The 12,565-nt window shown below is 34.7% G+C and carries 9 protein-coding genes; 8 read left to right on the top strand and 1 reads right to left on the bottom strand.

The genetic code is table 11. The features are described from left to right. Nucleotides 1-70: 70 nt before the first annotated feature. The gene (gene miaB, locus ACNQF9_RS01575) at nt 71-1,516 is read right to left on the bottom strand and encodes a tRNA (N6-isopentenyl adenosine(37)-C2)-methylthiotransferase MiaB (protein ID WP_417989498.1); all 1,446 of its coding nucleotides are present in this window, start codon (nt 1,514-1,516) and stop codon (nt 71-73) included. Between the two features lie 507 nt (nt 1,517-2,023). Here miaB and ACNQF9_RS01570 point away from each other — a divergent pair. The 8 genes from ACNQF9_RS01570 (at nt 2,024) to ACNQF9_RS01535 (ending at nt 12,565) form a co-directional block, all read left to right on the top strand. Next, the gene (locus ACNQF9_RS01570) at nt 2,024-2,581 is read left to right on the top strand and encodes a hypothetical protein (protein ID WP_417958513.1); all 558 of its coding nucleotides are present in this window, start codon (nt 2,024-2,026) and stop codon (nt 2,579-2,581) included. Nucleotides 2,582-2,931: 350 nt separating this feature from the next. Continuing rightward, complete coding sequence (gene topA, locus ACNQF9_RS01565) at nt 2,932-5,448, top strand: type I DNA topoisomerase (protein WP_417958512.1); 2,517 nt, start codon at nt 2,932-2,934, stop codon at nt 5,446-5,448. A 64-nt stretch (nt 5,449-5,512) separates the two neighbouring features. Next, nucleotides 5,513-6,664: a formimidoylglutamase gene (locus ACNQF9_RS01560; RefSeq protein WP_417958511.1), complete on the top strand. Its 1,152-nt coding sequence runs from the start codon at nt 5,513-5,515 to the stop codon at nt 6,662-6,664. Between the two features lie 127 nt (nt 6,665-6,791). Then, the gene (porK, locus tag ACNQF9_RS01555) at nt 6,792-8,195 is read left to right on the top strand and encodes a T9SS ring complex lipoprotein PorK/GldK (protein ID WP_417958510.1); all 1,404 of its coding nucleotides are present in this window, start codon (nt 6,792-6,794) and stop codon (nt 8,193-8,195) included. Nucleotides 8,196-8,237: 42 nt separating this feature from the next. Further along, on the top strand, nt 8,238-8,885 hold the full coding sequence (porL, locus tag ACNQF9_RS01550; RefSeq protein ID WP_417989497.1) for a type IX secretion system motor protein PorL/GldL: 648 nt from the start codon (nt 8,238-8,240) through the stop codon (nt 8,883-8,885). Between the two features lie 45 nt (nt 8,886-8,930). Then, on the top strand, nt 8,931-10,475 hold the full coding sequence (gene porM, locus ACNQF9_RS01545; RefSeq protein WP_417958508.1) for a type IX secretion system motor protein PorM/GldM: 1,545 nt from the start codon (nt 8,931-8,933) through the stop codon (nt 10,473-10,475). 49 nt (nt 10,476-10,524) lie between these two features. Next, entirely contained in the window at nt 10,525-11,415 is an 891-nt protein-coding gene (porN, locus tag ACNQF9_RS01540) for a type IX secretion system ring subunit PorN/GldN (protein ID WP_417989851.1), read from the top strand. 97 nt (nt 11,416-11,512) lie between these two features. Continuing rightward, nucleotides 11,513-12,565, top strand: a complete 1,053-nt coding sequence (locus tag ACNQF9_RS01535; protein ID WP_417989496.1) for an NAD(P)/FAD-dependent oxidoreductase — start codon at nt 11,513-11,515, stop codon at nt 12,563-12,565.

Below are 12,565 nucleotides of genomic sequence, written 5' to 3'. Positions count from 1 at the left end.
TTTAAAGTTTTAGTTGTTTAAGGGTTCAAGTTATTGAGATAATTTTAAGCCTTAAATTGTAAACTTTTTTCTAATTCATTTCACTCAAACCAACAGCTTCTCCTTTTAAAGTTCCACTTGTGCAAGACGTAATTCTTACATTCACAAAATCTCCAATTTTATAACTCTCTTTCGGAAAAACTACGGTAATACTTTGGGAATTTCTTCCAGAGAACTCTTCCGTAGATTTTTTTGAAAGTTTTTCTACCAAAACTTCTACTGTTTGCCCAATAAATTCCTCGGAGCGTAACCAAGCGTGTTTTTGCTGTAAGTCGACAATTTCTTGTAATCGTCTCGCTTTGGTTTCATCCGTTACATCGTCTTCCATTTTTCTGCCAGCCAATGTTCCGGGGCGCTCTGAATAGCTGTACATATAACCAAAATTATATTTTACATATTCCATCAAACTCAGTGTGTCTTTGTGATCTTGTTCGGTTTCCGTCGGAAAACCACTAATCATATCTTGCGAAATGGAACTGTTTGGGATAATGCTTCTGATTTTGTCAATCAAATTCATGTATTCCTCTCGTGTATGCAAACGATTCATTTCTTTTAAAATTCTATTGCTTCCAGATTGAACGGGTAGGTGTATGTGTTTACAAATATTAGGATACTTTGCAATAACGTGCAAAATACTTTCATGCATATCTTGGGGATTTGAAGTAGAAAAACGAATCCGCATTTTAGGAAAACCAACCGCCACCATTTCAAGTAATTGGTCAAAATCTACTGCTGTTGCTTTTTGCATTTCGGTTGCATTCACAAAATCTTTCTTCAATCCGCCACCATACCAGAGAAAACTGTCTACGTTTTGTCCTAAAAGTGTTATTTCTTTAAAACCTTTGTCCCACAAATCTTGGATTTCTTTCATGATACTTTGTGGTTCGCGGCTGCGTTCGCGTCCGCGGGTAAAAGGTACCACGCAAAACGTACACATATTATCACAACCACGCGTAATAGAAACCAGTGCGGTAATGCCATTGCTCATCAAGCGAACCGGTGAAATATCGCCATAGGTTTCATCTTTGGATAAAATCACATTGATTGCATCACGGCCTTCTTCCACTTCTTGTAAAAGGTTTGGTAAATCTTTATAGGCATCTGGTCCTACAACAAGGTCCACTATTTTCTCTTCTTCCAAAAATTGACTTTTCAAACGTTCGGCCATACAGCCCAAAACCCCTACTTTCATTTTTGGATTAATACGCTTTACCGCATTGTATTTCTCCAAGCGTTTGCGAATGGTTTGCTCTGCTTTATCTCTAATGGAACAGGTGTTAACCAAAACCAAATCGGCTTCTTCCAGAATTTGCGTTGTATTGTATCCGTTACCGGACAATATAGAAGCTACGATTTCGCTATCTGAAAAATTCATTGCACAACCATAACTTTCAATAAAAAGTTTCTTTGTATTCTCGGGTTTATTTTCTAAAACAAGACTTTCGCCCTGTTTGCTTTCTTCAATAATCTTTTCCATCCTATGTTTTCAAAGTGCAAAGATAAGGGAATTCAAATAAATATGACAAGATGTCAGATTAAGAATTAACACTTTTTATTCTTTACATCATGAGGCTAAATAGCGAGTCAGCCTTATGTTGGGACACTTTCAGCATTAGGATTCATTCCTCGTTGTATTTTAATAAAGCTACTCCTAAATCAAATTCGTTGATTTTAGTATGTTTTTTTCTGGCTAAAATTTAAGATATTAGCAAGCGTTAAATTTATATTAAAAAACTGAAAATCAGGTATTTATAAATTAAATTTACAAGAATATTACGTTTGTGTTTAATTGTATGAAGTTTTACAACAAGTGTTTTTGTGTAAATAGAAATAACCACTGCGAACAGTTTTAACTATAATTTTTAGCCTCAATATAATTTTAAAATAAAAAATATAATTAATTCATCCCTAATTATAATAATAAAACAAAATTGACACAACACTTTAATTTGAATCAAATAATTCTAATCTTAAATTAAATACTATGGACACTGAAAGAGATCAAAATCAAGCTGAAAAAACTAATTCAGAACACAAAATGTTAACAGGAATGTTTTCAGACCGGGAAAGTACGGAGAAAGCGTATAATTCACTTCATGAAAGAGGGTATAATAAGGATGATATTAACTTAATAATGTCTGATGAAACTCGTAAGAAACATTTTTCTGGAGATGTAAAAGAAACCGAAATAGGGACTAAAGCAGCAGAAGGTGCAGGAACAGGATCTGCTATTGGAGGTACTGTGGGGGCAATTGTTGGTGTGGTTGCCGCATTAGGCACCAGTTTAGTTATTCCTGGCTTGGGGTTACTTGTGGCCGGACCTTTAGCAGCTGGATTAGCTGGTGCGGGTGCGGGTGGAATTGCAGGTGGAGTAATCGGAGCCTTAGTAGGGTCTGGAATTCCCGAAGAACGTGCTAAATTATATGAATCGGGTGTAAAAGAAGGACATATAGTTATGGGAGTACATCCACGTAATGATGAGGATGCTAATATGATAGAACAATCTTGGCGAGACAATAAAGGACAAGAAATCTACCGCTAAATTTAAAGCTTTAAAAAAGGGAAGGTCCTGCAAAATGCTTCCCTTTTTTTATAACTTTTAATTTTAAACTAATTTCAGAAAACTTAGATCAAAAATTAGGCAATTCATTTAATTCCTGTTTTAAATAAAAGCATTTTAATTTTCGGAAATTAAATGCGGGAGCAAAGTGAAAAATAAGTGAGGAATTTGGAGAAATTAGGGCAATGATTTTTAAGCATTTAATATGTTTACATTTTATGGATAAAATAGTAATCCAAACCTGTAATTCAACGAGAAAATTTACTTTTAAAATTTAAAAAACTTAAAATTTAAAAAAATCATATACTTTTGCCGACATAAACAATCGGGATATGGCAAAGAATTTAGTTATAGTGGAATCACCTGCAAAGGCAAAAACAATCGAAAAATTTCTAGGAAGTGATTTTCAGGTCGAGTCCAGTTACGGACATATTGCTGACTTACCTTCAAAAGAAATTGGTGTAGATGTAGAAAATGGTTTCAAACCTAAATATGAAGTTTCAGCTGATAAAAAAGCATTGGTTAGTAAGTTAAAAACTTTAGCCAAGAATGCCGAAATGGTTTGGTTAGCAAGTGATGAGGATCGAGAGGGTGAAGCTATTTCTTGGCACTTAGCCGAAGAATTAAAATTAGATAAAACCAAGACAAAGCGAATTGTTTTTCATGAAATTACAAAAACAGCAATTCTAAAAGCAATTGACAATCCAAGGGAAATAGACTATAATTTAGTCAATGCACAACAAGCGCGTCGTGTTTTGGATCGGTTGGTTGGTTATGAATTGTCTCCAGTTCTTTGGAGAAAAATTAAAGGTGGACTTTCAGCAGGACGTGTGCAATCCGTTTCGGTTCGTTTGATTGTAGAACGAGAACGTGAAATTCAGAATTTCAAAGCCGTTGCAACGTATTCTATTGTAGCAGAGTTTACTAACGAAGTAGGAAAAACATTCAAAGCCAAACTACCTAAAAATTTCAATACTAAAAAAGAAGCCGAAGATTTTTTAAATAAAAATATCGGCTCTACCTATAAGGTATCAGATTTAGAAACGAAGCCGACCAAAAAATCACCAACGGGCCCGTTTACAACTTCAACTTTACAACAAGAAGCGGCGAGAAAATTATATTTGCCTGTTGGAATTACGATGCAACTAGCGCAACGTTTGTACGAAGCTGGACTTATTACGTATATGAGAACGGATAGTGTGAATTTATCCAAAGACGCTATGGAAGCGGCCGAAGCCGAGATTATAAAATCGTACGGAAAGGAATTTTCTAAACCTCGAACTTTTGTTAATAAAAGCAAAGGGGCGCAAGAAGCGCATGAAGCGATTCGTCCGACAGATATGTCCCGTCATACAGTAGATATAGACAGAGATCAGGCGCGTTTGTATGATCTAATATGGAAAAGAACCTTGGCCTCACAAATGAGTGATGCTAAATTAGAACGCACAAACGTGAAAATTGAAGCAAACAATCACGGCGAAATATTCACTGCATCAGGTGAAGTTTTGCTTTTTGAGGGTTTTCTTAAAGTATACTTGGAAGGGCATGATGATGATGAGGAGGAGCAAGAAGGAATGTTGCCAGCTATGAAAGTAAATGAGAAATTACAAAATAATTTTATAACTGCAACGGAGCGGTATTCCCGAGCTGCTGCAAGGTATACTGAAGCTTCTTTGGTAAAAAAACTAGAAGAGTTAGGAATAGGACGTCCTTCAACGTATGCCCCGACAATTTCTACGATTATCAATAGAAACTATGTGGAGAAAGGGAATCTTGACGGTCAAGAACGAAATTACACACAATTGACTTTAGTGTCAGGGAAAGTAGGGGAGAAGTTACTGAAAGAAAATACAGGTTCCGATAAAGGAAAATTAGTTCCTACAGATATAGGTACTATTGTAACAGATTTCTTAGTAAAGAATTTCGGAAATATTCTCGATTATAATTTTACTGCAAAAGTGGAGCAGGATTTTGATGAAATTGCCGAGGGTAATGTAAACTGGACCACAATGATGCAAGAATTCTACGATAAATTTCATCCTATAGTGAAAGATGTAGAAGCAAATGCAGAAAGAGAAAGCGGGGAAAGAATTTTAGGAACAGACCCAAAAACAGGAAAGCCAGTTTCGGTGCGTTTGGGGAAATTTGGACCAATGGCACAAATTGGAGCTGCAGATGATGAAGAGAAAAAATTTGCCAGTTTGATGTCAGATCAAAATATTGGAAACATCACTTTAGAGGAAACGTTAAATTTATTTTTGTTGCCCAAAAATCTTGGGGAGTATAAAGGAGAAGAAGTTGAGGTTAGCAATGGTCGTTACGGTCCTTACATTCGTCATGGTGCTGCTTTTGTTTCTTTGCCCAAAGGGGAAAATCCATTAGATGTAGATTTTGAAAGAGCACAGGAATTAATTGATGAGAAGGCAATAGCCGATGCTCCGATAGCAGTGTATAAAGGAGAAGGTGTGCAAAAAGGAACGGGTCGTTTTGGTCCTTTTATCAAATGGGATGGTTTGTTTATAAACGTAAGTAAGAAATACGACTTTGATAATTTGTCACAAACGGATATTGAAGCGTTGATTGAAGATAAATTGCAAAAAAACATTGATAAAGTTTTGCACAATTGGGAAGATGAAGGAATTTTAGTCGAAAAAGCCCGTTGGGGGCGTTCGGTTATTACCAAAGGAAAGATTAAAATTGAATTGAGTAAAGAAGTTGATGCCACAAAATTGACATTAGCAGAGGTTCAGGAAATGATTGCCAAGAAAACACCTGCTAAGAAAGTAGCTGCCAAGAAAGCTCCGGCTAAGAAAGCTGTTGCTAAGAAATCAGTAGTTAAAAAGAAATAATAATTAATCCAGTTTCGTCTCCCTTTCTTTGGACAGGGTTGAGGAGAGGAAAAAAAGAAATAAAATGGAATTTGATTTTCTAAAACCTCTAGGTAATGAAATCCTGGATTACATTAATGGTTTGACTTCTCAGCAATTGGGCAGCAAAATTGTTCTGCATACCAAGGAACAATTTCCAGATCTAAATAAAATAAAAATTGCAGTAATTGGAGTTTTAGAGAATCGAGGTGATTCAGCTGCAATTTCAAATGTCGATTTAATACCATTACGAAAAGAGTTGTACGGCATGTTTCCCGGAAATTGGGACGCAGCAATTGCAGATTTAGGCGACATTTACGCAGGAAATTCAGTTGAGGACACCTATTTTGCTTTAAAAAAGGTTGTTGCAAGTCTTGTTAAAAAAAAGGTTGTCCCTATTGTTATTGGGGGTTCTCAGGATTTAACCTATGCACTTTATAGAGCTTATGATGATTTGGAACAAATGGTCAACTTAGTTTCTATTGATAATAAATTTGATTTTGGAAAAGAAAATGAAGAAATTTCGGCTACTTCATATCTTACTAAAATAATAATAGAAGAGCCTAATAATCTTTTTAATTATTGTAATGTAGGGTATCAGACTTATTTTAATTCGCAGGAAGAAATAGACTTAATCGAGAAATTGTTTTTTGACGCCTATAGGTTAGGAGAAATTTCTAATACTATATCTATTTCTGAGCCAGTTTTTAGAGATGCAGATGTAGTTAGTATTGACTTAAATTCAGTTAAATCGTCTGATTCGGGAAATTTTATTTCCTTTCAGCCCAATGGTTTTAATGGAAAAGAAATTTGTTCTTTATCACGATATGCGGGGATAAGTGATAAAGTAACTTCGTTTGGGATTTTCAACCATAATAATTCTAAACAGGAATCCGTAATCATTGCGCAAATAATTTGGTATTTTATTGAAGGGTTTCATTACCGTTCCAATGAGTATCCTTTTGGCAGCAAAGAAAATTATCTAAAATACATTGTTCCAATGGAAGAACAGGAACTCGTTTTTTATAAAAGTGACAAAACGGATCGATGGTGGATTGAAATTCCATTTATTTCAAATGTTAATAATAAATTAAAAAGAAATACGTTATTACCATGTTCTTATGAGGAGTATTTATTGGCCTGCAATCAAGAATTGCCAGAAAGATGGTGGAAAGCACAAAGAAAAAACATCGTATAGAATCATTTTTTACTTATTTATTATTTTTTTATAAAAAACATTTTGTTTACTGTAAAAAAATTGTTTTTCTAAAAAATAATAAATAGGTTTACACACTTAAAAATAATGAATAGATAACCAAATTTATATGAAGAAGTTCATTGCATTTACGGCAATTTTGACCCTTTTAATTGGCTGTGGTAAATCAAGCGACAAAGGAGAACTAGTTGGTATTAATGGTGGTAAATGGAATCCTGAGAAGCCATATGGAATGGCTTTGATTCCAGGTGGTGCTTTTATTATGGGAAAATCAGATGCTGATTTAGCTAATGTAGAAGATGCTCCAACCAAAACAGTTACTGTTCGTTCTTTTTACATGGATGAAACGGAAATTACCAATAGTGAGTATCGACAGTTTGTAGAATGGGTAAAAGATTCTACCATGAGAGTTCGATTAGCTATTCTTGCGGATGAAAGTGGAATAACAGCAGGGACCTCAACTGGTAAAGGTAAAAACGCAGGAAGTATTGCGGATTTTGCTTTTAATGATTCTGATCCTGAAAAGATGACTGCGTATGATAAGTACATGTATGATAATTATTATAGTGTTGGAACGGCTGATGATCCTTATGCGGGCAGAAAACTAAACAAAAAGGTAAAATTAATCAAAGATACAAAGTTGTATCCAGATGAATATTATACTGAAGTTATGGATTCTATGTATTTACCAATAGAAGAATCGTACAATGGTCTACGAACTATAGATGTCAATAAATTGAAGTTTCGTTATTCTTGGATGGATATTCAGGCAGCAGCCAAAGCGAAAGTTGGAAGAAGAAAAGATTTTATAAAAACAGAAGAAGTAAACGTATACCCGGACACTACCGTTTGGATTAAAGATTTTGCATACTCTTACAATGAACCCATGCACAATGATTATTTCTGGCACAAGGCTTATGGCGATTATCCTGTGGTAGGGGTTAAATGGACGCAAGCTAAAGCATTTTGTGCTTGGAGAACATTAAATAAGAACACTTATGTAAAATCTAAAAAGAAAGGTCAAGATCTAATAAATTCTTTCCGATTGCCAACAGAAGCTGAATGGGAATATTCTGCCAGAGGTGGTTTAGAGTCCGCAACATATCCATGGGGTGGGCCGTATACTAAAAATGACAGAGGATGTTTTCTGGCTAATTTCAAACCAAACAGAGGAGATTATGCAGCTGATGAAGCGTTATACACTGTTGAAGCAAAATCATATGAGCCTAATGGCTACAATTTGTATAACATGGCAGGTAACGTTTCTGAATGGACTGATTCATCATATGATCCTAATGCCTATGAGTATGTTTCGTCAATGAACCCTAATGTCTTAGATGCTTCAAATAAAAGAAAAGTACTTCGGGGCGGTTCATGGAAAGATGTTGCTTATTTCCTACAAGTAAGTACCAGAGATTATGAATATGCAGATTCTGCCAGAAGTTACATAGGTTTTAGAACAGTCCAAGATTATATGGGAGTTCAGACTACCGGAACAGGAAAAAAGAAATAAAAAAAAACTCCAAATCTAACTTTAATTAAAAAACAAACTATTATGGCATTATTAAGCAAAAAAGCAATGAATTTCGCATACGGTATGGGAGCTGCGGTTGTAATCATTGGTGCATTATTCAAAATTACCCATATAGAATTTGGTTTCCTTACAGGAAATTTAATGCTTACAATAGGTCTTGTTGTAGAAGCGGCTATTTTTGCTCTTTCGGCCTTCGAACCAGTTGATAATGACCTGGATTGGACTCTAGTATATCCGGAATTGGCTAACGGTCAAGCTAAAACCGTAACTAAAAAAGTGGAAACACCGTCAGACGCACAGGGATTGTTGTCTCAAAAATTAGATGTTATGTTAAAAGATGCTAAAATTGATGGTGAATTAATGGCCAGTTTAGGAAACAGTATCAAAAATTTTGAATCAGCTGCTAAGGGAATTGTACCTACAGTTGACTCTATTAATTCTACTAAAAAGTATAGTGAAGAATTGACCTTGGCTGCAGCTCAAATGGAGTCTTTGAATAGTTTATATAAAATACAATTGCAAAGTGCTTCAAGAAATGCTCAGATAAATGAAGAAGTTGCTGAAAACAACTTAAAATTAAAAGATCAAATGCAATCATTGACTTCTAATCTTTCGTCTTTAAACAACGTGTATGGTGGAATGCTTTCTGCAATGAATAATAAAGGATAATTAGTTTCGAACTATAAAAAAATAATAAACTAATTATTAGAAAATATGGCAGGAGGAAAACTAACCCCTAGACAGAAGATGATTAACCTGATGTACTTGGTTTTTATCGCAATGTTAGCATTAAATATGTCCAAAGAAGTTTTGTCAGCTTTTGGATTAATGAATGAAAAATTTGAAGGTTCAAACTCTTCCGCTGAACAGTCAAACGCACAAATGTTAGCTGGTTTAGATGCTAAAGCCGCTGAAGCCGGTGGAGAATTTACCGCGGCATCAGCAACTGCTCACAAGGTAGAAACGATAACTAAAAATTTTTACGATTATATTGGAAAAATAAAATCAGAAGTTTTAGTAGGGACAGAGGTTGACCCTGAAACGGGAAAATTACCTTACGAGGCAATGGATAAAGGAGATAATATTGATCAGTTGTGGTTTAGTCCTGCAGGGTACTCAGCTAAAGGGAAAGAAGTTATTGCAACAATCGAAAAGTATAAATCAGACATGAAATTAGCTTTAGGCAATAACAAAAAGCTTTCACCAATTTTATCTGAAGTAGACTCAAAGTTTAGTTTGGCGGATGTTAAAAATAAGGATGGTGTAGCTATTGATTATTTAGATTATCATTTTAAAGGATTTCCAGCTGTAGCCTCTTTAGCAAAATTATCTGCTTGGCAGAATGATGTTAAAAAAGCAGAAACAGATGTGTATAATACATTGTTAGGTAAAGCTGCAGTTGCAGCTGCTTCATATAGTAATTATCAGGCCATTGTGGTTCTTGATAAAAGTGCTTATTTTCAAGGCGAAGCTATAACTGGTAAAGTAGTTTTGGGTAGATATGATGAGAATACTAAGCCGACATCTTTCTCAGGTCCTGGGAAAATTGTGAATGGTCAAGCTGTAATATCTATGACTGCCGGGAGTGTTGGAGAACAGACAATTAATGGTCAATTCACTTTCTTGGAAGATGGAAAAAACATTCCTCTTAAATTTCAAGGGAAGTATGTAGTTATTTCTCGTCCAGTTTCAGCTACGATTTCGGCTGATAAAATGAACGTTGTTTATAGAGGTGTTGTCAATCCTATGACAGTATCTTTTGCAGGTGTTCCTGATGCTAATGTTAGTGCTTCTGCTCCAGGTTTATCCAAAGCAGGCGGCCAAGGAAAGTATGTTATGAGTCCGCAAGGAGGAAATGAAGTGGTAATAAATGTAGTGGGTAAAATGGCCGATGGAAAGTCAGTTACTGATAGAAGAACTTTTAGAATCAAAGGAATTCCGGGTCCTACTGGAACTATTAGAGGGGAAATGGGAGTGGTAAAAGGTCCTAAATCCAATCTAGAAATAGCTACTATCGGAGCTAAATTAGTCGATTTTGATTTTGAAGTAGGTTTAAATGTTGTTGGGTTTAATTTAAAAGTTACTGGTCAGCCTACAGTGGTTGTTTCCGGAAATAGGTTAAACGCACAGTGTAAAGCGGTACTTTCAAAAGCAGGAAGAGGCGATCAGGTTACAATCTCCGAAATTAAAACAAAACTTGAAGGTGCAGGTAGTTATTTATTACCAAGAACAGCTCCGGTAATTTTTGAAATACAATAATAAGTAGGTTTTAAAAGCCTATTTCAATATATCTTATTAGGATAACATGATGAATATAAGAAACTTTTTGATCGCTATTATTTCTATTGCCGGAAGCTTTGCATCTATAGCACAGTCGAATTTGCTTAATGCTAAAACTCCGGACCAAATAGGACTTAAAACTGCTGCACAACTGGATTTAGATAATGATAAGCCATTAGCTTACGGTTATGTACATGACAGAGATGTTTTAATGGGAAAGACTACTTGGGAGATTATTGACTTAAGTGAAAAAATTAATTTTGCTTTATATTTTCCAATAGATACTGCAAATATAGGTTCTGACAGGAGATCTTTATACGATGTATTGACTAAAGCTATGAGAAATGGTGAAATTACTGAAGTATACACTGATAGTTATTTTAATACTAAAAAGTCTTTGCAAGATATACAAGGTTCATTAACCCGTATTGACACAACTGATGCAGGAAGAGAACAAATTAATGCAGGCAATCAAATATCTGATGAATACATTTTAAGACAAGATTTATCTGCTCAAGATGTTTCTCAATACAAGATAAAAGGATATTGGTATTTTGACAAGCGTCAGAGTGAATTAAAATACCGTCTTTTGGGAATTTGTCCCGTAACTCCTGATGTTTATACCATGAACAGTGAGGAAAAAGACTACATTGAGTTATTTTGGATATTTTTTCCTTCAGCAAGAGAAGTTTTACATAGTGCTAAAGCGTTTAATGATAAGAATTCAGCTATGCCAGTTTCCTTCGATCAGATATTAAATTCAAGACGTTTTAATAGTGTTATTTATAAAGAAGAAAATGTATATGGAGATAGAGGTATCGACGAATACATGAAGGATAATGCTCAAAATCAGTTATTAGAATCGGAAAGGGTTAAAGATAAAATTCGTAGTTTCGAGTCAGATATGTGGAATTATTAATTTCGATTTCTATTAAATATTAATTAACTCTTACTGTAATGGTAGGAGTTTTTTGTTTTAAAATGCGTTCTTTGTATTTAGTTTTAATTTTTTTTTGATGATTGATTATTTAATTGTGGGTTCTGGTTTAGCGGGTATTTCATTTGCAGAAATTGCTTTGCAAAATGAAAAATCTATCTTGGTGTTAGATGATAATTCTCAAACTTCTTCTAAAATTGCTGGAGGTTTGTACAATCCCGTTATTCTAAAACGTTTTAGTGAAGTGTGGAAAGCTCAAGAGCAGTTGAAAATAATGAATGAATTTTATGTTGCTTTGGAAGATAAACTAAAGTGTAAAGTTGATTTTAAAATGCCCATTTTAAGGAAATTTTTTTCCGTAGAAGAACAAAATAACTGGTTTGCTGCCTCTGATAAAGTGGTATTAACTCCTTTTTTATCCACAGATTTGATTTCTAAAAAATATTTGGGAATTGATTCTCCTTATGGATATGGTCAAGTTTTGCAAACTGGTTATGTAGATACGGCTTTGTTGTTAGACAAATACAGGGAATATCTTATGGCTAATACTCTTTTTCAAGAAGAATCTTTTGATTATAAGGTTTTGCTGATGGAGTCGAGCAGTATTCACTATAAAGGGATACAAGCAAAACATATTATTTTTGCCGAAGGCTTTGGGATGCATGCCAATCCCTATTTTAATCATTTGCCATTAGATGGAACAAAAGGGGAACTTTTTATCATAAAAGCTCCGCAATTAGATTTAGATATAATTGTTAATACCAGTGTGTTTATTTTACCTCTGGGGGATGGAGTATTCAAAGTAGGTGCTACTTATAACTGGAAAGATAAAACAGAATTGCCCACCGAGGAAGGGAAAGTAGAATTAATAGAGAGAATTAAAGAAATTATTACTTGTGATTTTGAAATTTTAGATCATTTTGCCGGCGTTCGACCTACTGTTAAAGACAGAAGACCATTGGTAGGGACAAATCCAACTTTCAACTCCGTTCACATTCTGAATGGATTGGGCACAAGAGGTGTGATGTTGGGGCCAGCAATGGCAAAAGCATTGTTTGATCACATTGAATATCAAATTCCGTTAGACAGGGAAATAGATATAAATCGATTTATTGCAAGAGGAAAGAAATAA

This window comes from Flavobacterium amylolyticum (assembly GCF_048284335.1).
In the GTDB taxonomy this organism is placed as follows: Bacteria; Bacteroidota; Bacteroidia; order Flavobacteriales; family Flavobacteriaceae; genus Flavobacterium.
Note: the sequence above shows the minus strand (reverse complement) of the source record. Positions and strands in the feature narration are given on the sequence as shown.

Excerpts from the sequence above, each read along its gene's own strand:
- miaB (WP_417989498.1), bottom strand. The coding sequence starts at position 1,516 with ATGGAAAAGATTATTGAAGAAAGCAAACAGGGCGAAAGTCTTGTTTTA.
- ACNQF9_RS01570 (WP_417958513.1), top strand. The coding sequence starts at position 2,024 with ATGGACACTGAAAGAGATCAAAATCAAGCTGAAAAAACTAATTCAGAA.
- topA (WP_417958512.1), top strand. The coding sequence starts at position 2,932 with ATGGCAAAGAATTTAGTTATAGTGGAATCACCTGCAAAGGCAAAAACA.
- ACNQF9_RS01560 (WP_417958511.1), top strand. The coding sequence starts at position 5,513 with ATGGAATTTGATTTTCTAAAACCTCTAGGTAATGAAATCCTGGATTAC.
- porK (WP_417958510.1), top strand. The coding sequence starts at position 6,792 with ATGAAGAAGTTCATTGCATTTACGGCAATTTTGACCCTTTTAATTGGC.
- porL (WP_417989497.1), top strand. The coding sequence starts at position 8,238 with ATGGCATTATTAAGCAAAAAAGCAATGAATTTCGCATACGGTATGGGA.
- porM (WP_417958508.1), top strand. The coding sequence starts at position 8,931 with ATGGCAGGAGGAAAACTAACCCCTAGACAGAAGATGATTAACCTGATG.
- porN (WP_417989851.1), top strand. The coding sequence starts at position 10,525 with ATGAATATAAGAAACTTTTTGATCGCTATTATTTCTATTGCCGGAAGC.
- ACNQF9_RS01535 (WP_417989496.1), top strand. The coding sequence starts at position 11,513 with ATGATTGATTATTTAATTGTGGGTTCTGGTTTAGCGGGTATTTCATTT.